18 protein-coding genes are annotated in these 21,462 nt (G+C 66.4%); 9 read left to right on the top strand and 9 right to left on the bottom strand.

What is annotated here, in order from left to right; translation table 11 throughout:
• Positions 1-124 precede the first annotated feature (124 nt).
• From ACF8C6_RS15155 to ACF8C6_RS15120, 8 genes are all read left to right on the top strand, one after another.
• Positions 125-2,647, top strand: a complete 2,523-nt coding sequence (locus ACF8C6_RS15155) for a TonB-dependent receptor (protein ID WP_392500044.1) — start codon at positions 125-127, stop codon at positions 2,645-2,647.
• Between the two features lie 172 nt (positions 2,648-2,819).
• Positions 2,820-4,757: a phytase gene (locus tag ACF8C6_RS15150; protein WP_392500043.1), complete on the top strand. Its 1,938-nt coding sequence runs from the start codon at positions 2,820-2,822 to the stop codon at positions 4,755-4,757.
• Positions 4,758-4,870: 113 nt separating this feature from the next.
• Positions 4,871-5,578: a protein TolQ gene (gene tolQ, locus ACF8C6_RS15145; protein WP_392500042.1), complete on the top strand. Its 708-nt coding sequence runs from the start codon at positions 4,871-4,873 to the stop codon at positions 5,576-5,578.
• 10 nt (positions 5,579-5,588) lie between these two features.
• The gene (gene tolR, locus ACF8C6_RS15140) at positions 5,589-6,032 is read left to right on the top strand and encodes a protein TolR (RefSeq protein WP_392500041.1); all 444 of its coding nucleotides are present in this window, start codon (positions 5,589-5,591) and stop codon (positions 6,030-6,032) included.
• Positions 6,029-6,814 (top strand): TonB family protein, encoded by a 786-nt coding sequence (locus tag ACF8C6_RS15135; protein ID WP_392500040.1) that lies wholly within the window; start codon positions 6,029-6,031, stop codon positions 6,812-6,814. Before tolR ends, ACF8C6_RS15135 begins: the two co-directional genes overlap by 4 nt.
• A gap of 113 nt (positions 6,815-6,927) precedes the next feature.
• Entirely contained in the window at positions 6,928-8,883 is a 1,956-nt protein-coding gene (locus tag ACF8C6_RS15130) for a PhoX family protein (RefSeq protein ID WP_392500082.1), read from the top strand.
• 265 nt (positions 8,884-9,148) lie between these two features.
• Positions 9,149-9,565, top strand: a complete 417-nt coding sequence (locus ACF8C6_RS15125; protein WP_392500039.1) for a group II truncated hemoglobin — start codon at positions 9,149-9,151, stop codon at positions 9,563-9,565.
• Positions 9,566-9,667: 102 nt separating this feature from the next.
• Entirely contained in the window at positions 9,668-9,850 is a 183-nt protein-coding gene (locus ACF8C6_RS15120; protein WP_277688273.1) for a hypothetical protein, read from the top strand.
• Positions 9,851-9,991: 141 nt separating this feature from the next.
• Here ACF8C6_RS15120 and ACF8C6_RS15115 read toward each other — a convergent pair whose 3' ends face one another.
• From ACF8C6_RS15115 to ACF8C6_RS15090, 6 genes are all read right to left on the bottom strand, one after another.
• Positions 9,992-10,969: an alpha/beta hydrolase gene (locus tag ACF8C6_RS15115; RefSeq protein WP_392500038.1), complete on the bottom strand. Its 978-nt coding sequence runs from the start codon at positions 10,967-10,969 to the stop codon at positions 9,992-9,994.
• A 134-nt stretch (positions 10,970-11,103) separates the two neighbouring features.
• Positions 11,104-12,528: a multidrug transporter subunit MdtD gene (mdtD, locus tag ACF8C6_RS15110; protein WP_392500037.1), complete on the bottom strand. Its 1,425-nt coding sequence runs from the start codon at positions 12,526-12,528 to the stop codon at positions 11,104-11,106.
• Between the two features lie 63 nt (positions 12,529-12,591).
• Entirely contained in the window at positions 12,592-12,756 is a 165-nt protein-coding gene (locus tag ACF8C6_RS15105) for a hypothetical protein (protein WP_392500036.1), read from the bottom strand.
• On the bottom strand, positions 12,753-13,880 hold the full coding sequence (locus ACF8C6_RS15100) for a PepSY-associated TM helix domain-containing protein (protein WP_392500035.1): 1,128 nt from the start codon (positions 13,878-13,880) through the stop codon (positions 12,753-12,755). The genes ACF8C6_RS15105 and ACF8C6_RS15100 overlap by 4 nt, the downstream gene beginning before the upstream one ends.
• A gap of 95 nt (positions 13,881-13,975) precedes the next feature.
• Complete coding sequence (locus tag ACF8C6_RS15095) at positions 13,976-14,665, bottom strand: PolC-type DNA polymerase III (protein WP_392500034.1); 690 nt, start codon at positions 14,663-14,665, stop codon at positions 13,976-13,978.
• Positions 14,666-14,791: 126 nt separating this feature from the next.
• On the bottom strand, positions 14,792-16,711 hold the full coding sequence (locus tag ACF8C6_RS15090; protein ID WP_392500033.1) for a putative nucleotidyltransferase substrate binding domain-containing protein: 1,920 nt from the start codon (positions 16,709-16,711) through the stop codon (positions 14,792-14,794).
• 122 nt (positions 16,712-16,833) lie between these two features.
• Here ACF8C6_RS15090 and ACF8C6_RS15085 point away from each other — a divergent pair, with 122 nt between their 5' ends.
• Positions 16,834-17,880: an NAD(P)H-dependent flavin oxidoreductase gene (locus tag ACF8C6_RS15085; protein WP_392500032.1), complete on the top strand. Its 1,047-nt coding sequence runs from the start codon at positions 16,834-16,836 to the stop codon at positions 17,878-17,880.
• Between the two features lie 50 nt (positions 17,881-17,930).
• On the opposite strand, the gene ACF8C6_RS15080 is transcribed toward ACF8C6_RS15085, so the two are convergent.
• Genes ACF8C6_RS15080 through ACF8C6_RS15070 form a run of 3 tightly spaced genes read right to left on the bottom strand, consistent with a single transcriptional unit; the run spans position 17,931 to position 21,150 of the window.
• Positions 17,931-18,335 carry a phosphate ABC transporter substrate-binding protein gene (locus ACF8C6_RS15080; RefSeq protein ID WP_392500031.1) on the bottom strand — a complete coding sequence of 135 codons (405 nt, stop codon included), beginning with the start codon at positions 18,333-18,335 and terminating at the stop codon, positions 17,931-17,933.
• An 11-nt stretch (positions 18,336-18,346) separates the two neighbouring features.
• Positions 18,347-19,504 (bottom strand): hypothetical protein, encoded by a 1,158-nt coding sequence (locus tag ACF8C6_RS15075; RefSeq protein ID WP_392500030.1) that lies wholly within the window; start codon positions 19,502-19,504, stop codon positions 18,347-18,349.
• Positions 19,505-19,527: 23 nt separating this feature from the next.
• A complete protein-coding gene (locus ACF8C6_RS15070) occupies positions 19,528-21,150 on the bottom strand; it encodes a methyl-accepting chemotaxis protein (RefSeq protein WP_392500029.1) in 1,623 nt (540 codons plus the stop codon).
• Positions 21,151-21,462: the final 312 nt, after the last annotated feature.

Genomic DNA, 21,462 nt, shown 5'->3' with positions numbered 1-21,462 from the left:
AAAGGCCCGTGTTTCGCTGGGTGTAGCCGTGCTCTGTCATGTAACCGTCATGCGTCACTCCTAGCTTGCGCCCCCAGTCGCCGGTCATTGCTACCGGCCAACCGGCTTATCTGGGGAGATCAGCATGCACAAGCGTCAACTCAATGCCCGTCGGGCGGGCTTTCGTATCAGCGTCCTGGCGTTGGCCATCGCCGCCACACCGCTGTGGGCGGCGGAAGAGACTCAGGTCGAGCACGTCAACGTGGTCGGGCAGGCCGCCAGCCTGGACAAGGCGCTGAAAGAGCAGCGCCGCGCCGACCAGATCGAGAGCGTGGTGCACGCCGACGGCGTGGCCCAGCTGCCGGACCAGAACGCCGCCGAAGCGGTACAGCGCCTGCCAGGCGTCAGCGTCGAGCGCGACCAGGGCGAGGGTCGCTTCGTCAGCGTGCGTGGCCTGGGGCCAGACCTGAACAGCGTGACCATCAACGGCACTCTGGTACCCGCGCCGGAGAGTGATCGCCGCGCCGTGGCCCTGGACGTACTGCCGGCCGAGCTGGTGCAGTCGCTGTCGGTGGTCAAGAGCCTGACCCCGGACATGGACGCCAACTCCCTCGGCGGCACCATCGAGGTGGAGAGCCTGTCGGCCTTCGACCACGACGGCCTGTTTTACACCGGCACCAGCGAGGCCAGCTACGACGACAACACCGAGCAGACCAGCCCGAAGTTCTCCGGCGCGATCAGCGACCGCTTCAGCCTTGGCGATGGTATCGACAACTTCGGCGTGGCCGCAGCGCTGAGCTGGCAGCAGCGTGACTTCGGCTCCGACAACGTGGAGACCGGCGGTGACTGGGACTTCGACGACGGCGCTCGTCTGGAACAACTGGAGCAGCGCGACTACGACATCCGCCGTGAGCGCAGCGGCCTGGGCCTGAACTTCGATTACCGCCCGGACGATTACTCCAGCTACTACCTGCGCACCCTGTACAGCCGCTTCAAGGACACCGAAACCCGCAACGCCGCCGGCGTCGAGTTCGCCGACGCGCAACTGCCGGGCGAGAGCGGCGATGCCGAGGGTTGGCGCGAGCTGAAGGACCGTGAGGAAACCCAGGAGATCCAGTCCTACGTGTTCGGCGGCGAGCGCCTGATCGGCCAGTGGACGCTGCAGGGCCAGGTTGGCTACAGCGAGGCCGAGCAGGACACGCCCGGCCATATCGCCGGGGCGGTGTTCCAGGGGCTCGACGACTTCACCGGCGCTGGTTTCGGCGACAGCAAGAAACCGCGCCTGAACATCGGCGACGACTTCTACGATCCGAGCAACTTCGCCCTCGATGAGGTGGAGTGGGCCGAGGAAAACACCACCGACACCGAGAAGAACATCAAGCTCGACCTGGCCCGCGACTACGAGCTGCAAGGCCATGCCGCGCAGGTCAAGTTCGGCGGCAAGCTGAGTCGCCGCGACAAGGACAACGACACCGATATCTGGACCTACGAAGACCTCGACGATGTGTTCAGCGATGCCGAGCTGAACATGGATCAGTTCAGCAAGGGCCAGGTCGACTACAGCCTGGATAAATTCGGCCCCGGCCTGTCGGCCAACCGCATCGAGAGTTTGATCGGCGGCCTGGATCGCGCCGATTACTACAACGAAGAAGAGTCGCGGGTGAATGACTTCGACATGAGCGAAGACATCAATGCGGCCTACCTGATGCACACCCTCGATATCGACGACCTGCGCATCATCGCCGGCCTGCGTTACGAGGGCACCGAGTTCGAGGCCAAGGGCACCGGCATCCGCGATGGTGACTACGAAAGCATCGAATCGAAGAACGACTATCACCACTGGTTGCCGGGCCTGCACCTGCGCTACCAGCTGGACAAGGACACCCAGCTGCGCTTCGCCTGGACCAACAGCGTGGTGCGGCCGACCTTCGGCCAGCTGGCGCCGGGCTTCGTCATCGACGGCGACGAGGCCAGCTTCGGCAACCCCGAACTGGACCCGCTGGAGTCGCGCAACTTCGACCTCGGCATCGAACACTACCTGGGCCGTGCCGGGGTGGTCTCGGCCTTCCTGTTCTACAAGGACATCGACAACTTCGTCTACAACGCCGACCTGTCCGGCACCGGCGACTGGGTCGACTTCTCCGAAGCCAACACCTTTGCCAATGGCGACAGCGCCGACCTGTGGGGGCTGGAGCTGGCCTACTCGCAGAAGTTCGACTGGCTGCCGGCGCCGTGGAATGGCCTGCTGCTCGGTGCCAACGCCACCTTCAGCCGTTCCGACGCCAGCATCAGCGGCTTCGATGCCGACAGCGGCCGCACCCTCGAACGCGACATCGACCTGCCGTTCCAGTCCGACACGATCGGCAACCTGATGCTGGGCTGGGAGAACGACAAGCTCAGCCTGCGCCTGTCGGCCAACTACAAGTCCGACTACCTCTACGAAGTGGCGAGCATCGACGACAAGCAGCACGACCTGCATGTGGATGATCAGGTGTTCGTCGACTTCAGCGCCGGCTACTTCCTGACCAAGGGCCTGCAGCTGCGCTTCGAGGCGCAGAACATCACCGACGAGAGCCACTACGTCTACACCGGCAGTCGCTCCTACAACGCCCAGTACGAAGAGTACGGGCCCACCTACAAGCTGGGCCTGACCTACACCAACTTCTAATTGAAATTGACCTGCTGCGCGTCGGCCATACAGCGGGCTGCGCGATAAGCCCCCTCTCCCGTTTACGGGAGAGGGCGGGGGGAGAGGGATGGAACAACCCCCTATCCCCAACCCTCTCCCCGTGGGGAGAGGGGGCAGCGCCTGCATACAGATTTGTTCTCAAGGAATACCCATGAATCCGTTGTTTTCCCGCTCCCTGTTGCTCGCCAGTCTGCTGCTCGCCGGCTGCGAGCAGTTGCCATCGACTGCCTCCGCGGCAACGCCAAAACTGGCGCTCAGCCCCTGGGGCGCTTCGGCCAAGATCAAGGCCGAGGATCTGCGTTTCGTGCCGGCCGAACTGGCGGCCGGCGCTGATCTGCGTATCGCCGCCAGCGAGCGGCGCGGCCTGTTGCTGGTCGACGGCGAAGGCGCCGAACTGGCGCGCCTGCCGGGTAGTTTTGCCGCGCTGGACAGCCGCGTTGCCGGCGAACGTCTCGTGGTCGCCAGCCTGGATAACCGTACCCAGCAGGCCACCCTGGTCGGCCTGGATGTCGCCGGGCGCCAGTGGGGCCAGGCACTGCAATTACCGGCGCGTGACTTCGCCGTGGCCGGGCTGTGCCTGTTCCGCGACGAGGCGGCCAACCTGTTCCTGTTTCTGGTCGGCGAGGAAGGCCGTGGCGAGCAGTGGCTCGTCGCCAGCGGTAATCAGCTGAACGCCCGCGCCGAGCGCGTGCGTGGCCTGCCGCTGCCGCCGCAGGCGGAGTACTGCCAGGCGGACGATGGCGCCAACCTGTTGTTCGTCAATGAGGAGAACGTCGGCCTGTGGGCCTACCCGGCCCATCCGGAAGCCGATGCCAGCCGCGTGCCGGTGGATATTCGCGCGCCGTTCGGCAGCCTCAAGAACAGCCCCGGAGCCATGGTTAGCGTGCCTGGCGGCCTGCTGGCGCTGGACCCTGGCGCCGCCTCACTGCACCTCTACCAGCAGCAGGGCGAAGCCTGGCAGCCCGTATCCAGCCTGCCGCTGAAGGGTCTGGAAGAACCCGAGCGCCTGGCCGTGCGCAGCCGCGAAAAAGGCCTGGAACTGCTGGTGCAGGATGACGGCGCCGGGCGTTTCTATCAGGGCGAGCTGAACTGGCAGCCGGCTGCCGTCGAGCTGCCGCCAGTGCTGGCGAATGTCCCTGCCCTGCGCCAGAGCGAGCCGGTCGGCCGCCACGGCGACGCCGCCGACGATCCGGCGATCTGGGTGCACCCCGAGCAGCCGGCGCTGTCGCGCGTGCTCGGTACCAACAAGAAGCAGGGCCTGCTGGTCTACGACCTGGACGGCAAGCTGCTGCAGGAACTGCAGGTCGGTCGCCTGAACAACGTCGACGTGCGCGCCGGTTTCGACCTCGGCGGCACCGTTGTTGACCTGGCCGTGGCCAGCAACCGCGACCACGACAGCATCCACCTGTTCGCCATCGACCGCGCTAGCGGGGAGCTGCGCGAGGCTGGCGAGATCCGCACGCCGATCAAGGAGATCTACGGCATCTGCCTGTTCCAGCCGGCATCCGGCGAGCTGTATGCCTTCGCCAACGGCAAGGACGGCAGCTTCCTGCAGTACCGCCTGGACGGCGCCAGCGGCGAGGTGAAAGGCGAGCTGGTGCGGCGTTTCGCGGTGGACAGCCAGCCCGAGGGTTGCGTCGCCGATGACCAGCGCCAGCGCCTGTTCCTCGGTGAGGAGGATGCCGGTGTGTGGGCCGTGGACGCCCGCGCCGATGGCCCGACCGAGCTGAGTAGCGTGCTCAAGGTCGGCGATGTGCTGCACGCCGACGTTGAAGGCGTTGCGCTCTACCAGGCCGGTGAGCAGGACTATCTGGTGATCTCCAGTCAGGGCAACGACAGCTACGTGGTGCTCGATGCCGCGCCGCCCTATGCGCTCAAGGGGGCGTTCCGGGTTGGCATCAATGGCGCGCTGGGCATCGACGGCGCCTCCGAGACCGACGGCCTGGAAGTCACCTCGGCCAACCTCGGCGGACCCTGGAGCCAGGGCATGCTGGTGGTGCAGGACGGGCGCAAGCGCATGCCCGAGGCCACGCAGAACTTCAAGTTGGTGCCCTGGAGTGAAGTCGCCCGCGCCCTGGCGCTGGACTGACTGTCATCAACCGGTAACCGCCACGTAATCGAATAGCGCCCATCCACCCTCTCCCGCAGGAGAGGGCCGGGGTAAGGCCAGCGCCGCGCCCCGTTATGCACAGGAGTCAACGTATGCACGCCACCCTCGAACAGATGACCGTCTGGAGCCTGGTCAACGACGCCAGCCTGCTGGTCAAACTGGTCATGCTCACTCTGCTCGCCGCCTCCCTGGCCAGCTGGTACCTGATCATCCAGCGCAGCCTGTTGCTGGGCCGCTGCGAGCGCCTGTATAGGGACTTCCTCAAACGTTTCCGCCAGCAGGGCGATCTGGCCCAGCTGCACCGTGAGGGCAGCGAGCAGACCGACAAGGATGCGGCCTTGGAGCAGATTTTCCGCGCCGGTTATGGCGAGTTCGCCCAGCTGCAGCGTCAGCCGGGCGCCCAGGCTGAGGCGGTGATCGACGGCGTCGAGCGCAGCCTGCTGGTGGCCATCGCCGAGCAGGACGAGCGCCTGGAAAAGGGCCTGCCTTTTCTCGCCACGGTCGGCTCGGTCAGCCCCTATATCGGCCTGTTCGGCACCGTGTGGGGGATCATGAATTCCTTCATCGGCCTGTCCCAGGTGCAGCAGGCGACCCTGTCGACCGTCGCGCCGGGCATCGCCGAGGCGCTGATCGCTACCGCCATCGGCCTGTTCGCGGCGATTCCCGCGGTGGTCGCCTACAACCGCTTCGCCGCCCGCGTGGCCACCCTGAGCGCGCGTTTCTATGCCTTCGGCAACGAACTGCAGGGGCGCCTGCAACGCAAGCTGCAGGTCGCGCCGAACCTGTCCCAGGCGGCCTGAGGACAGGGTCATGCGCAAACCGCACAGCAAGTACGGCGCCAAGGCCGAGATGAACGTGGTGCCCTATATCGACGTGATGCTGGTGCTGCTGGTGATCTTCATGGTCACCGCGCCGATGCTCACCCAGGGCGTCAAGGTCGAGCTGCCCAAGGTCGCCGCCGAGGCGCTGCCGACGGACAGCCAGCAGCAGATCCTTACCCTCTCGGTGCAGGCCGACGGTGGCTACTACTGGAACCTCGGCCCCGAGCTGGACATCGACAGCCGTGGCGACAGCGCGGTGGATCTGGCCGAGATGAGCGCCAAGGTCGGCGCGCTGATCGCCGCCAACGGCGACACCCAGGTGTATATCCGCGCCGACGGCAACGTCGACTACGCCCGCGTGGTGGCCGGCATGGCCGCGCTGCAGCAGGGCGGGGTGAGCAACCTCGGCCTGATCACCGAGGCGCCGCAGTGAGTGCCGCGCTGATGTCTTCGTCGAGCCTGAACCTGCCCTCTCTGCCCGGCCCCTGGGTCTGGCGCAACGCGGCGGCGGGCGTCGTGGCGGTGGGCCTGCATGCCTTGGTGCTGAGCCTGCTGCTGGCGCAGTGGCCGAGCGACGTGCCCGAGGCGCCGCAGGTGCGCACCCTGACCACTCAATTGATCACCCTGGCGCCACCCGCGCCGCCGCAGCCGGAAGTGGTTCCGCCAGCGCCAGCCGTGCCGGAACCGGTGCAGCCGGTGGAGCCCGTGGTGGAAGCGCCCAGGCCCGACCCGCGCATCGAGCAACAACGCCTGGAGCAGGCGGCGCTGGCGCGCAAACGGGTGGAAGAAAAGAAGCGCGAACAGGAGCAACAGCGCCTGCAGCGTGAGCGTGCCGAGCAGGCGCGCCAGGAGCAACTGGCCCGCCAGCAGGAACAACAGCGCCTGGCCGCGGAGCAGGCCCAGGCCGCCGAGCGAGCCCGCCAGGCCGAAGCGGCGGCCGCCGCCAGCCGCCAGTACCTGCCGATTGCCAAGGAAGCGCCGGATTACCCCGAGCGCGCCCTGGACAAGGGTATCGAGGGCGACTGCACGGTGAGCTACCGGGTCACCCCGCAGGGCCGGGTGGAAAACCCGCAGGTGGTCGGCGACTGCCACCCGCTGTTCGTCCGCCCCTCGCTGGCCGCCGCGCGCAGCTTCCGCTACCAGCCGCGCGTCATCGACGGCCAGGCGGTGGCGGTGGACGGGGTGAAGAACACCTTCCACTACCGCATCGAATAAATCGCCTAGCTCTCTCGGATCACCCCCTCTCCCATTTATGGGAGAGGGCCGGGGAGAGGGCCAGATCCGTAGCCCGGATGCAATCCGGGAGACCTCACAAAACCATCGAGATCCTGATGAACGAACACAGCCGCTTTCACACCCGCCTGGAAGCCCACGACGACATCGCCATCAACCCCAGCACCAACACGCCGCTGGCCGAGCTGATCAATCCCGGCCGGCGTAACGTGCTCAAGGGCGGCCTGAGCCTGGCCGCGCTGGGCTTCTTCGCCGGCGGCATCGGCGCCTGCAGCAAGGCCGGCGCCAGCCCGCTGCTGAATTTTCGCGGCGTGCCCGTACAGCTCGACCCGCAGTTCGACCAGGTGCTAGTCGCCGAGGGCTACCGCGCCGTACCGTTCTTCTCCTGGGGCGACCCGGTGGAAGCCGGCGCGCCGGCCTGGAACCCGGACGCCAGCGACGACTGGCAGGCCCAGCTCAAACAGGCCGGCGACAACCACGACGGCATGGAATTCTTCGCTTTCCCCGGCGAGACCGACCGCGGCCTGCTGGTGATGAACCACGAGTACGTCAACCCGCCGCTGCATCCGTCCGGGCAGATCGACCAGAGCCAGCCGCGCCCGCTGGATGAAGTGCGCAAGGAGCAGGCGGCTCACGGCGTGTCGGTGATCGAGGTGAAGCGGGGCGCCGACGGCCAGTGGCAGCGGGTGCTGGAATCGCCCTACAACCGCCGCATCAGCATGCTCACGCCGATGCGCATCGCCGGGCCGCTGGCCGGCCAGGAGGCCATGAAAACCGCCAGCGACCCGCGCGGGCTGGAAGTGCTTGGCACCCTGAACAACTGCTCCACCGGCAGGACGCCCTGGGGCACTTTCCTCACCTGCGAGGAGAACTGGCACAACTACTTCATCAACCGCGATAAGCAGGATTACGAAGCCAGGGTTTCGCACAAGCGCTACGGCCTGGCCAAGGAGGGCACGAGCAAGAACTACGCCTGGGAAACCGCCGACCCACGCTTCGATGCCACACCCTATGCCGACCAGCCCCATGGCGGCCACGTCAATGAACCGCACCGCTTCGGCTGGGTGGTGGAGATCGACCCGTTCGACCCGCAGAGCCAGCCGATCAAGCGCACCGCCTTCGGCCGCTTCAGCCGCGAATGCGCGGCGCTGAGCCTGGGCGACGACGGGCGCCTGGCCTACTACTCCGGCGACGACGCCAAGGGCGAGTACATCTACAAGTTCGTCCCGGCCGGGCGCTTCGATGCGGCCAATCCCCAGGCCAGCCGCGATCTGCTGGACAGCGGTACGCTGTACGCCGCGCGCTTCGATGCTGACGGCAGCGGCCAGTGGCTGGCCCTGGTGCACGGGCAGAATGGCTTGAGCGCGGAGAACGGCTTTGCCAGCCAGGAGGAGGTGCTGCTCAACGCCCGCGCCGCCGCCGACCGTGCCGGCGCCACGCCGATGGATCGCCCTGAGTGGGCCACCGTGCATCCGCAGACCCGCGAGGTGTACGTCACCCTGACCAACAACGACGGGCGTGGCGACAAGCAGCCCACCGACAGGGCCAACCCGCGGCCGCACAACCTGCACGGGCAGATCCTGCGCTTCAACGAGCAGGACGCCGACCCGACCGCCACGGCCTTCACCTGGGAGCTGTTTCTGCTGGCCGGCGAGGCCAAGGGCGCGCGTGACCAGGGCGGCAAGGTGGTGCCGGCCAACCTCACCGGCACTATCGACGGCGACCTGTTCTCCTCGCCGGATGGCCTGGTGTTCGATGCCGCCGGGCGCCTGTGGATCCAGACCGACTACGACGATATCGACACGGCCATGCAGGCCATGGGCTGCAACCAGATGCTCTGTGCCGACCCGAAAACCCGTGAGGTGCGCCGCTTCATGGTCGGCCCGCGTGGCTGCGAGATCACCGGCCTGGCCTGGAGCCCGGACGGCCGGACGATGTGGGCCAATATCCAGCACCCCGGCATCAGCTACCCGGCCAGCGACGGCCAGACCCGCCCGCGCTCGACCACGGTGATGATCACCCGGGAGGATGGTGGGGTGATCGGCGCCTGACGGGGCGCTACAGGAGTCGCGGCCAAGGCCCCTCCTACGGCACGGTGCCGCCTGAGTTGATCGCGGCTGAAGCCGCTCCCACAGGACGTTCCGGGCTTGTGTGGGAGCGGCTTCAGCCGCGAATCGGGCAAGCCTCTGCTGCTTGGCTCGGGCTCTCGTGGACATTCGGGCATCACCTCACGAACGCGCTGCCAATCGACGCATCCGCGGGTGGGCTCGGCAGCCTTGGTCGCTTAACATTTCTGCCTTTCCTGGAGGGCAGAACATGAGCGAAACCTACGGCGTCGGCGACGCCTCCTATCGCGCCGCAGGCGGCATCGATGGCTTGCGCCGGCTGGTGGACGCCTTCTATCGCTACATGGACGAGCTGCCCGAGGCCGTCGAGATTCGCGCCCTGCATCCCGCGAGCCTGGATTCGGCCCGCGACAAGCTGGCGTGCTTTCTCAGTGGCTGGTTGGGCGGGCCGCGGTTGTTCGCCGAAAAGTACGGCCCCATCGGCATTCCCAGCTTTCACGCGCAGTGGCCGATCGGCACGGCTCAGGCCGAGGCCTGGTTGTTGTGCATGGAAAAGGCCATCGCCGAGCAGCCTTATGCCGCTGACTTCGCCACCTACCTGCTGGCCCAGCTGCGCGTGCCGGCGCAGCGCATTGTTCAGGCCAGCGGCATGCGGCATGGGCACTAGCGGCTGATATCGGCCGCAGGCATAGGCACTATCGAAAGCAGCGATTTCCGCTCGAAACCGCTGCCGCCTAGAGTGGCTCCACGTTCACAGGAGATCACTCAGATGCCCCGTATCGACATCATGTCCATGATCGGCAGCGCCGTCCCCGAGGCGTTGCGTAGCAGCGGCCATCTGGTCTGCTGGTATGTGCTGGTCGACGGCGTGGCGTGCTCCGGGCCTTTCGTTGCCCCCGATCTGGCCGAGGATGCCAAGCGCTTTTTCCAGCGCCACCTGCGCCCACTCTGACGTTCCTGCCCCCGATGCTCCTGCGCTGACAATGGCGCATTTGGCAGCTCCGGCTGCCTGTTTATTCCCTAGCTTGCCCGCCCATCCCCGGCGGGCTTTTTTTATCTGCTCCAATTGCCTGCGCATTCATGCCGGGCGAGGTTATGGCGACAGGTCGCGCAGGATGGTCGAGCGCCTGGCCTCGTCCTGGGGAAACACCCGGCCGTTGCGCAGGCACTCGAACAGGTGCTCGAACACCACGCCGGGGCGGCCCTTGGCGTCGCTGCGGAAGTAGGAGTGGCCCTTGGGCATGTCGTAGCGGGTGTTCACGTCGTCGCAGTCCACCGCGTACAGGTTGTGCGGGGCCAGATCCATGTTTTCCGGGCCGCTGTGGCCGAGGCGGCGCGAGGCGATGCGATTCTTGATATTGGCGGCCTTGCTGCCGCGCAGGGCCAGGTCGTCGGAGGCGTAGTAGACCACCACGTTGCGCGAGGCATGGGCGATCAGCTCGCCGCGCTGGCCGCGGTGGATGCTCTCGTTCTCGATGTCTGCCGCCACCAGGAAGGTGTTGCGGAACAGCATGGGCACGCCGTTGGCCAGGTCGTAGCGGTCCCACTCGCAGAGGGTCTCGCGCAGCACCCGGTTGCCCATGGAGTGGGCCAGCACGTTGATGCGCTTGAGGCAGCTGTCTTCCCCGGCTTCCTCGCGGCGGTCGCGCCAGCGCATGAACAGGCTGAGGGCGCGGGCCAGTGAGATGGCGCTGTAGTCGGCGGATTTCTGGTCGTCCCAGTAGTCCTGGACGATGCCCAGGTCGTTGTCGCAGGGCCAGATGACCGGGATCACCAGCACTTCCTTCGGGTCCTTCAGGTCGCACAGATCCTGGAATTCCTGCGCCGCGGCGAAGATGTCGTCGGGCAGGTTGGAAAATCCGTGGATGTACAGCAGCACCTGGCGGCGCGGGGCCTTCTGCAGGCGGTCGAGAAAGGCCTGGCTGCCGACCTCGATCAGTTTCTTCTTGCTCTTGCGCTCGCAGAAGTACACCGAGTGGCTGGGGGCGTTGTTACGCAGGTCGAACTCGAAGGGGCGACCGGCCACCGTCTCGATCGAGGCGGTGGGGAAGCGGTTGGTGATGAAGAGCATGGCTGTTCTCCCGAAGCGTGGCGGCGATGGGCAGAACAACGCGGGAGAAAGGGACGGCGCACTCCTGTGCATCCGGCCTCTGCCTGATCTAACGCTAGGCCGGCTGCGGAGCGGCGCCACTACCATTCGGCGCCTCAGTCTTCGGGGCGGCTGGCCAGGATGCGCGCGCGGCGGCCATCGACGCTGGCCAGTTGCAGGAAGATGCCGGCCGCCAGCATGGTCAGCACGCCGACGCAGAGGAAGGTGGCCTGAAACGCGCCGAGCACACTGCTGACCCCTTGGCCGATGCTGGCGCTGAAGCCACCGAGCAGGGCAGCGGCGCATGCCACGCCCAGGCTCAGCGAGAGCTGGGCGACCACCGACAGCAGGCTGTTGCCGCTGCTGGCGCTATGGTCGTCGAGGTCGATCAGGGTCACGGTGTTCATTGCCGTGAACTGCAGCGAGTTGATGCCGCCGAGCACGGCCAGCTGGGTCAGCAGCAGCCAGGTCGGATAGCCGCCGTCGACCAGCGCCAGGCTGGCCAGGCCAAGGCCCAGCGCCAGGGTGTTGCCGGTGAGGATGATGCGGTAGCCGAAGTGCTCGATCAGTGGGCGCGCCAGGGACTTGGCCAGCATCGCCGCCAGCGCCAGGGGAATCATGCTCATGCCGGCCTCGGCCGGCGAATAGCCCAGCGCCACCTGCAGCAGCAACGGCACCAGGAACGGCAGGGCGCCGCTGCCCAGGCGTGAGAACAGGTTGCCGAGAATACCCACGGCGAAGGTGCGGGTGCGAAACAGGCTGGGGGCGAACAGCGGCTGCTCGATATGCCCGGCACGCAGCCAGTAGGCGGCCAGGCAGGCCAGGCCGGCGAACAGCAGGAGCATCACCCGCAGGTGCGGCAGGTGCAGCTCGCCGAGGCCTTCCAGGGCGATGGTGATCAGTACCATGGCGGCGCCGAACAGCAGGAAACCAGGCATGTCGAAGCGGCTGCGCTCGGGCCCGCGCAGGTCCGGCATCAGCTTCAGTGCGGCGATGCAGCCGAGCAGGCCGACCGGCAGGTTGAGCAGGAAGATCCAGTGCCAGGAGGCGTACTCCACCAGCCAGCCGCCCAGGGTCGGGCCGATCAGCGGGCCGAGCAGGCCGGGAATGGTGACGAAGCCCATGATCCGCACCAGGTCGCTGCGCGGGTAGGCGCGCAGCACCACCAGGCGCCCTACCGGCAGCATCAGCGCGCCGCCTAACCCCTGGACGATGCGCGCCAGTACCAACTGGGTAAGGTTGGCCGACAGCGCGCAGAACAGTGAACCGAGGCTGAACAGCACAATCGCACTGAAGAAAATGCGCTGAGTGCCGAAGCGGTCGGCCAGCCAGCCGGACGCTGGAATCAGGATGGCCACGGTGAGCATGTAGGCGATCACCACCGACTGCATGCGCAGCGGGTCTTCATGCAGGTCGCCGGCCATGGCCGGCAGCGCGGTGTTGAGGATGGTGCCGTCCAGGGTCTGCATGAAAAAGGCGATGGCCACCACCCAGGGCAGCAGGCGGGCCGTGGTGGGAGGAAGCGGAAGCGAGCTGGGCATGGCGGTCCTTGGCGTGTGGCTGTCAGGACTTTAGGTGCCCTGGGCGGCCATGGCCAGTGCCTGCTAGCGGCGCCGTGGCAGCAGCGCCCAGCAGCCGATCAGCGCCGGCAGGCCGAGGCCGAACCAGGCCAGAGCGTCCCAGGCGCCGTCACCGAGCAGGGCGATGACCAGCCCTGCGGCGCCCAGCAGGGCCAGCAGACCCGGTAGCAGGAAGGTCGACTGCCTCACGCCACCACCTCGTCGCGCAGGGCCGCGCGCGGCGCGCGGCGGCGTACCCACCAGAGGTACAGACCACTGCCGAGGACGATGATGGTCAGCACGTCGAGTACCGCCCAGAGGATCTGCATCGGCCGCCCGCCGTAGTCGCCGAAGTGCAGCGGCTGCGACATGGCCAGTGCGTCCATGTACCAGGGGCGTTCACCGACGGCGGTGACGGCCAGGGTCTGCGCGTCGATCAGTACCGGTGTCCACAGGTGCGAGGTCAGGTGGCTGTCGCCGACCATGAACACGGCGTAGTGGTGTTCACTGGAAAAGCGCGTGCCGGGGAAGGCGATGAAATCCGGGCGCATCTCGGGTGCTGCTTCGCCGGCGATACGCAGCAGCTCATTGGCCGGTGCGCGCGAGGTCAGTGGCGGGGCGTCGCGATAAGGCTCGACCATGGCCGCTAGGGTGTCATTGCGCCAGGCCTCGATCAGCAGGTCGGCGCAGGCGCTGATCACTCCGGTGACGCCCACGGTCAGCGCCCAGGCCAGGGTGACGATGCCGAGCAGGTTGTGCAGGTCTAGCCAGCGCAGGCGGGTGGATTTGTCGCGGCGCACCTCGGCGAACTTCAGCTTGCGCATGAACGGCGCGTAGAGCACCACGCCGGAAATGATGGCGAGCACGAACAGCACGCCCATGAACGCCAGCAACCACTTGCCGGGCAGGCCGGCGAGCAGGTCCACATGCAGGCGCAACATCAGCATCATGAAGCCGCCATTGGCCGCCGGCATCTCGACGGCTTCGCCCGTGCGCGCGTCGAGCATGAAGGTGTGCGAGGCATTGGGTTCGGTGCCGGCCGTGGCGGCGGTGATGGCGACCACGCCGTTGGGCTCGTCGGCCTCCCAGCCGAAGTACTGCAGCACTTCGCCGGGGCGATGGCGCTCGGCAGCCTCGACCAGTTGCTGCAGCTCCAGGCGTGGCGTCTCCGCGGCCATCTCGCGCAGCTCGGGGACTTCGCCGAGCAGGTGTTCCAACTCATGGTGGAAGATCAGCGGCAGGCCGGTCAGGGCAAGCAGGAAGAGGAACAGGGTGCAGATCAGGCTGGTCCAGGTGTGGATGAAGGACCAGCGACGAAGGGTGGTTGAGCGCATGGTGCTGGCGGCCGGACTACAGGGCCGCGCAGTTTAATCAGCCGCTGACGGTGCTGGAACCAGGAAAAATCTACCGCAGTCATCGGCAACTTCTATTACAGCGAGGGCACGGTCTGTCGTCTGCGCCATGACTGCGCCCGGCGCTGCAGTTCGGCCAGGCTATCGAGGCCCTGACGGCGCGCCTGGCTGAACAGGATCAGTGTCAGCTCGGCGGTGGCCAGGGCATCGGCGCTGGCGTTGTGGCGTTCGGCGGCCTGCAGTTTGAAGTAGTCCAGCCAGTCATCCAGCCCGACACGGCGCTGCGGCCCTCTGGGGCAGAGCAGAGGCGCCAGGTCGGCGACATCGATGAAGGGGTGTTGCAGGCGATAGCCGAGCAGGCGTTTCAATGCCCGCTGCAGCATGTGCTGGTCGAAGGGGGCATGGAAGGCCAGCAGCGGACTGTCGCCGACGAAGTCCATGAATTCGAGTAGGGCTTCGGTCGGCTCGCGGCCGGCGGCAATGGTGCTGGGCGCGATGCCGTGGATCAGGGTGCTGGCGCTGGCCTTGTGATTGGGCTGGCACAGGGTGCATTCGAACTGCTGGGAGAAGTCGATGGCGCCATGCTCGATCACCACTGCACCGATGGCCAGCAGGTGGTCGCGCTGCAGGTTGAGGCCGCTGGTTTCCAGGTCCACCACCACCAGGCGCTGCGCGCTCAGCGGGCGGTCGTCCAGCGGGCGTGGCTTTATCAGCTCGTTGCAGCGTGGGTCGTTGCTGGGGCGTAGCCAGTTAAGGACGTGCTTCATCAGACTGTACCCCAGCCGCTCCGTTATTTATGGATTGATGCTCTTGTAGGAGGGGCCTTGGCCGCGACCGAGGCAGTGCAGAGGCGTCGCGGCCAAGGCCACTCCTCCGTTGCGCGGTGTCACGTTTCATAGCGGATACCTCAGCGCCAGGCTGGCCTGCAGGCGCTGGGCCTGGCGGAACGACTCGCGCAGGATGCGCCGGTCCAGGTGGTTGAGGCTGTCCGGATCGAGACGGTTGGAGAGCTCCAGGCCATGCTCCGCCTGATGCTGGTGCAGTTGCAGGCGGGTCTGCTGGATGAAGTGGTAGGCCTCTTCGTAGGCCGCGCCGTCCTGGGGTTCGATCACCTCGCGGCGCACCAGTTCGGCGAAGCGACGCTGGGTGTTGCACTCGTCCACACCGTGGGCCAGGGCCAGCAGGCGGGCGCCGTCGACAAAGGGCGTCAGGCCTTCCTTCTTCAGGTCCAGGGTGTCCTTCTCGACACCCTTGCGCGCCACCACGAAATCGCGGAAGCGCCCCAGGGGCGGGCGATGGCTCAGGGCGTTGGCGGCCAGCATGCGCTGGAAGATGCTGTTACCGGCGATGTCGGCGAACAGTTGCCGGCGCAGCTGGGTGCAACCCTCCTCGGGGCCCCAGACCACGCGCAGGTCGAAGTAGATGCTCGAGCCCAGCAGGTTTTCCGGCGTGGCCTCGCGTACGAAGCTGGCGAAGCGCCGTGCCCACTCCTGGCGCGACAGGCACAGCTCGGGGTTGCCGGCCATGATGTTGCCCTGGCACAGGGTGAAGCCGCAGTCGGCCAGCAACTGGTTGATGCGCCGTGCGCGTGGCAGCAGCAGCTGGCGGATGCGCTCGGCCTCGGCGGCGCCTTCGGCTTCGAACAGGATGCCGTTGTCCTGGTCGGTGTGCAGGGTCTGCTCGCGGCGGCCTTCGCTGCCGAACACCAGCCAGGTAAAGGGCACGCCGGGGTCGCCGAGCTCCTCCAGTACCAGCTCGATCACTCGGCTCACGGTGTGGTCGTTGAGCAGGGTGATCAGCTGGGTGATCTGTGTCGAGCTGGCGCCGTGGGCGAGCATGCGTTGCACCAGCAGGCGGATGTCGCCGCGCAGCGCCACCAGGGTATCGATACGCGGCGCCTGGCGGATGGTTCGCGCCAGGTGCACCAGGTCGACGCGTTGCAGGGAGAACAGGTCGCGTTCGGAGACCACGCCGACCAGGCGCTCGTCCTCCACCAGGCAGATGTGGGCGATATGTCGCTCGGTCATCGCCAGCGCCGCGTCGAAGGCCGTGGCCTGGGGGAGCAGGTGGAACGGATGCTGGGTCATCAGCGCGCTGATCGGTTGCTCCAGTGAGTCCCCGGCGGCCACCACCCGGCGCAGGTCGCGCAGGGTAAAGATGCCCAGCGGGTGCTGCGCCTCATCGACGATGACGATGCTACCGACATGCTGCTCGTGCATCTGCCGTACGGCGTCGCGCAGCGAGGTGTCCGGTGGGCAGGCGACCGGCTGCTGCATGGCCAGTTCGCGCAGGCTGGTGTCCAGTGAGTACTGGGCACCGAGGTTCTCGGCCGCGCGCAGTTGCACCTGCTGGTTGACCTGGTCGAGCAGGCTGGACACGCCGCGCAGGGCGAAGTCGCGGAACACCGTGCACTGGGCGAACAGGCGGACGAAAGCGGCCTTGCCCAGCAGCAGGCAGAAGGTGTCTTCGCCCGCGAGGTGCGCGGTGCGGGTGGCCCGTTCACCGAGCAGCGCGGCCAGCGGGAAGCACTCGCCGCTGGCGATCTCGAAGGTGGTCTCGTTGCCGCCCTTGGCGCTGTGCGGGCGCTCGCCGACCACCAGGCCCTGCTTAACGATATAGAAGTGCTGCACCACGCCGTCTTGCGGGGCGATGATGGTCTCGCCAGCGGCATAGAAACGCAGCTGGCAGTTCTCTACCAGAAACGCCAGCTGGGCACTTTCCATCTGATTGAACGGCGGGTATTTGCGCAGGAACTCCATGGTGCCGTGGATGTTCTGCATCACTGCCGTCTTGCCTGCGTCTTGGATCGCCATGGGCGCTTTCCGCTGATCAGTTCTGCCCCATGTTAGTCGGGCTGGCGATCTGCGCCATAGGACCTAGGTCGCAGCAGGTTATGGGCGGATAATGCCGGCTCAGGTCATGCACGGAGGTTTCCATGTCCCACGCCATCGCCGAGCTGCTCGGCATTCGCCACCCCATCGTCCAGGCACCCATGGTCGGTGTGTCTACCCCGCAGCTGGCCGCGGCGGTCTCCAATGCCGGTGGCCTGGGGTCGCTGGGCGTCGGTGCCAGCAGCCCGGCGCAAGCTCGTGAACTGATTGAACAGACCCGCGCGCTGACTGACAAGCCATTCAATATCAACCTGTTCTGCCACCGTCCGGCGTGCGCCGATGCGCAGCGCGAGTCGCATTGGCTGGAGTGCCTGCGCCCGCTGTTTGCCGAGTTCGGCGCCGAGCCGCCGCAGCAACTGCGTGAGGCCTACCGGAGCTTTCTCGCCGATCCGGCGATGCTCGACCTGCTGCTGGAGCAGCGCCCGGCGGTGGTCAGCTTCCATTTCGGCCTGCCACCGCAGGACTGGGTCGATGCGCTCAAGGCGGCCGGTATTCGCCTGCTGGCCTGTGTCACCTGTTCGGCCGAGGCGCGCCTGGCCGAAGCAGTGGGCGTCGATGCGCTGGTGGCGCAGGGCGTCGAAGCTGGTGGCCATCGGGGCGTGTTCGAGCCGGCCGCTGGCGACGCGGCCATCGGCACCCTGGCCCTGGTGCGGGTGCTGACGCGCCAATGCCGTCTGCCGATCATCGCCGCCGGCGGCATCATGGATGGCGCCGGCATCAAGGCCGTGCTGACCCTGGGCGCGGCCGGGGTGCAGATGGGCACGGCCTTCGTGCTGTGTCCGGAGTCCTCGGCCAATGCCGCCTACCGCGAGGCACTGAAGAGCGAGCGAGCCCACGACACGGCGATCACCGCCAATATCTCCGGCCGCCCGGCACGTGGACTGGTCAACCGCCTGTATGGTGATGCTGGCGCGCGGCTGCCGGACTATCCCATCGCCTACGATGCGGCCAAGGCGCTGCATGCCGTGGCCAGTGCCCAGGGCTGCCACGATTTCGCCGCGCAGTGGGCTGGCCAGGGTGCGCCGCTGGCGCGCGAGCTGCCCGCGGCCGAGCTGCTGGCGCTGCTGGTCGAGGAAATGCAGCGGGCATGAAAAAAGGCCAGCGGGCTGCCCCGCTGGCCTTTATCTACCTCCGCCCGGAATCAGGGCAGGGTGAACAGCACCTTGACCTGGTCGGTCACGGCTGCGCTATCCACATAGCCGATGGCGTCGGCTTCGGCGGCGACCTTGGCTACCACGTCGGCATCACCGGCCACGCTTGGCAGTGGCTGGCCCTTGCCGGTGAAGACCAGGCCGGACCAGTAGGACTTCAGCTGCGACTCGTTCTTGTTGGTGACCGCGCTGTAGAACTTCTCCTTGGTCGGATTCCAGTCTTTCTGGTCGACGCCTTTCAGCGACTTGTTCTTGCCCAGAAAGATGTTGGCCACGTCGGCCTGCGACGGCGCAGCGGCGGAGCCTGCGTTAACGATGACGGCGACCTCGGCCTGGGCCAGGGCTGCGAAGCCCAGGCCCGTGGCAGCGAGGAGAATGCGGATGGACTGCTTCATGTGCATGCTCCTCAGAAGACGAAGTCGACGCCGGCGCTGATGATGTCGCCGTCGTAGTTGCGCGACGGCACGCCGATTGCGCCGCCGAAGATGTCGTTCACGGTGTTGTCGTAGAGCTCCTGGGCGCCACGGACGAACACGCCGTCATAACCGCCTTGGGTATCCACGCGCTTGTACTCGCCCTTGAGTACAACGGTCGGCAGGATGTTGTAGTTCAGGCCAAGGGTCCAGGAGTTCTGGCGGCCATCGTCTTCATCCAGCTGGGCGTAGGTGACGTGAGCGAGGAAGTCACCAAAGCGGCGCCCGCCCATCAGGTAGAACGAATCGGTGCTGCCGCTACCGTCGTTCTCGATCACGCGGCTGGTCCACTCGTTGGCGGTCAGCCAGGTACCGTTGTCGTACTGGTAGCCGATGGAGGTGAATTTGCCAGTGTCCTTGTCCAGGGCCAGCAGGCTGGCCGAGCTTGGATTGCCGGAGAGGTCGATGAAGCTGCCGGAAATGTCGGTGTCGATATCGGCCTCGGCATAGCCAATGCGCAGGGTGCCGTAGTCATTGGTGGCCAGGCTCACGCTGGCACCGAAGACATTGTCGTAGTCGATGTCGAACTCTTCGTCGTACAGGTAGTAGTCGCGGTTCTTGGCCACGCCGCCAGCCAGCTGGAAGGAGACGGTGGCGAAGGACAGCGGCAGGTTGTAGACCAGGTCGGCGCCTTCATAGTTGGACAGCTGAACCTGGCTGTAGACCTCGTCGGGCAGGCGCAGCCAGGGGTAGGCGAAGCCCACGTCGATGCTCTCGGAGTACATGTACACCGGGGTGCGCAGGCGGCCGAAGCGCAGCATCAGGTTGTCGGTGCTCTGCCAGGACAGGTAGGCCCACTCCAGGTTGGCCTTCCACTCGTCGGCATAGGCCTTGGCGGTGGTCTGCAGGGTCAGGCCCACCGTGTCGGTGACGCCGTAGCTCAGCTGGGCGCCGAACTTGCTCAGCTGGTCACCGCGCCAGGAATCGTTGGTCTGGCCGGACAGGCCATAGCTGCGGCCGTCGTCCTCGCCACCCAGGTGGGTGACGCCGACAGTGCCGAAGCCGTTGATGCGAGCTTCGCCTTGTTCCAGCGCGAATGCCGAGGTGCTGGCCAGGCAGATCGCCAGGCCGAGGACGCGGGCAGTAGTCATGCGGTGATGCTCCAGTGAATAGGTTAAACGCGGAATTGGGCCGTAGCCGCGCGCAGGTGATCTCCTGTGCTGACCAGCTGCTCGCCGAGGCGTGCGGTGGCGTCGGCGCCATGGGCGGTTGCTTGTGCGTCCTGCTGCAACACTTGGGTTTCTTGTTGGATGGAACTGGACAGGCCGATCTGCTCCTGGGTGAGCTGGGCGATGCTGGCGTTCAGTTCGTCGATCTGGCCCACCGCCACGGCGATGGATTCGAGCATGCGGGTCGCCTCGACCGAGCGCTCGATGCTGTGCTGGGCCTTGTCGCCGTTGGCGGTCATCACGTTGAGCACGCCATTGGCGCTGTTCTGCAGGCGCTGAATGATCTGCTGGATCTCGGCGGTGGAGGCGGCCGTTTTCTGCGCCAGGTTGCGCACTTCGTCGGCGACCACGGCAAAGCCGCGGCCCTGTTCACCGGCACGGGCCGCTTCGATGGCGGCATTCAGCGCCAGCAGGTTGGTCTGCTCGGCAATGCTGCGGATCACGGTGAGCACCGAGCCGACCTGCTGGGTCTCTTCCTCCAGCTGCTCCATGGCCTGCACGGCGCCCATCACGCTGCTGCCCAGATCGCTGATGCTGCTGGACAGGCTGCCGATGCTGGCGCGCGCCGTGTCGGCCTGGCGCGAGGCGTCGCCGGCACCCTCGGAAGCCTGCTGCGAACGCTGCGCCACTTCCTGGATGCTGCTGGTCATGGTCTGGATGTCACGGCTGATCGAGTCGGTATGCCCCTGCTGCGAGCGGGCATTCTGCGTGGCGTCCTGGGTCAGCCGGTACAGCTCCTTGGACATGCCGCCCAACGGGCTGGCGGCGTCGATGGTCTGGCGGATGGTGCCCTGCAGTTTGTCGAGGAAGCTGTTGAACAGCTGGATCATTTCGCCGATCTCATCGCGCGAGTCGACGTTGACCCGGCGTGTCAGGTCGCCGTCGCCCCGCGCGATCGCCTGCAGCGAATCGATCACGCCATGCACGTTGGCCATGATCCCGCGAATGATCATCCAGGCCCCCAGCCCGACGAGAATGACCAGCAGCGCGCTGAGCACATAGCCGGTTCGGGTCGTGGCGGCATTGCCGGTGCGGGCCTCGGCCAGCGTGGTCTGGAAGTCCTCATAGGCATGTGCACGGAAGGTCGCACCAAGCTGCTGGGCGCTACTCAGGTCGCTGGCCATGCGATCCAGGCTGGGGCGCAGGTCGTCGAAGCCGGCGCTGCCTTTGATCAGCTGCTCGGAGGCAGACAGTGCGTTGTCGGCATAGCGCCCAATCGACTGGCGCCAGCCTTCCAGCTCATCGGCGCGCTCCTGGTTGGTGCGCACCAGTGGCTGCAGTTGCTGCTGCAGACCCGCGATCTCGCCGAGCACCTTGCGCGCCTCATCGAGGGTTTCCAGCTCGCCGGCGGCGACCGCGCTGTTGAGCAGGCCGGGCAGGCGCGAGAACTGGAAGTTCACGGCATCGGCTTTTTCCAGGGTCGGAAAGCTGTTGGTTTCAAGGGCGACCAGACGAGTGTCGTTGGCCGACAGTTGCAGCGAGGTATAGACCACGAACAGCAGCAGGCCGAGCAGGGCAACAGCAGGCAGCAGCGACAACTTCAGGGTCAGGGACAGATTTTTCAGCATGGCAGGTACCCAAGGAGGGGCGCGAAGTTTACAGGAATAGCCGCGATGGCTAAATGCCGTCAGTCGGTCACTCTGTGACTAATGGTGTTTTCGTGGTTGTTCTAAGTGCTTCGGCCGATGCCCTTCTTTCTATAGTCGCAATACCGCGAAATTACCTGCTGTCGCGCTTGTACCCGAAGCATTGCGCTGTGCCGCTCAGGCCGCAGGCCTGCGGCTGTCGGGAGGGGTATACAGCTTTCATTTGAACGGTATTCACCGCTTATTCACGTATTTTTAGCTCATATCCTGGGCTCTGCAGGGGCGCGGCTTTTA

This window comes from Pseudomonas sp. zbq_18 (assembly GCF_043102245.1).
Lineage (GTDB): Bacteria > Pseudomonadota > Gammaproteobacteria > Pseudomonadales > Pseudomonadaceae > Aquipseudomonas.
The sequence above is the reverse complement of the archived record's forward strand: the minus strand, read 5'-3'. Positions and strand labels throughout refer to the sequence as shown.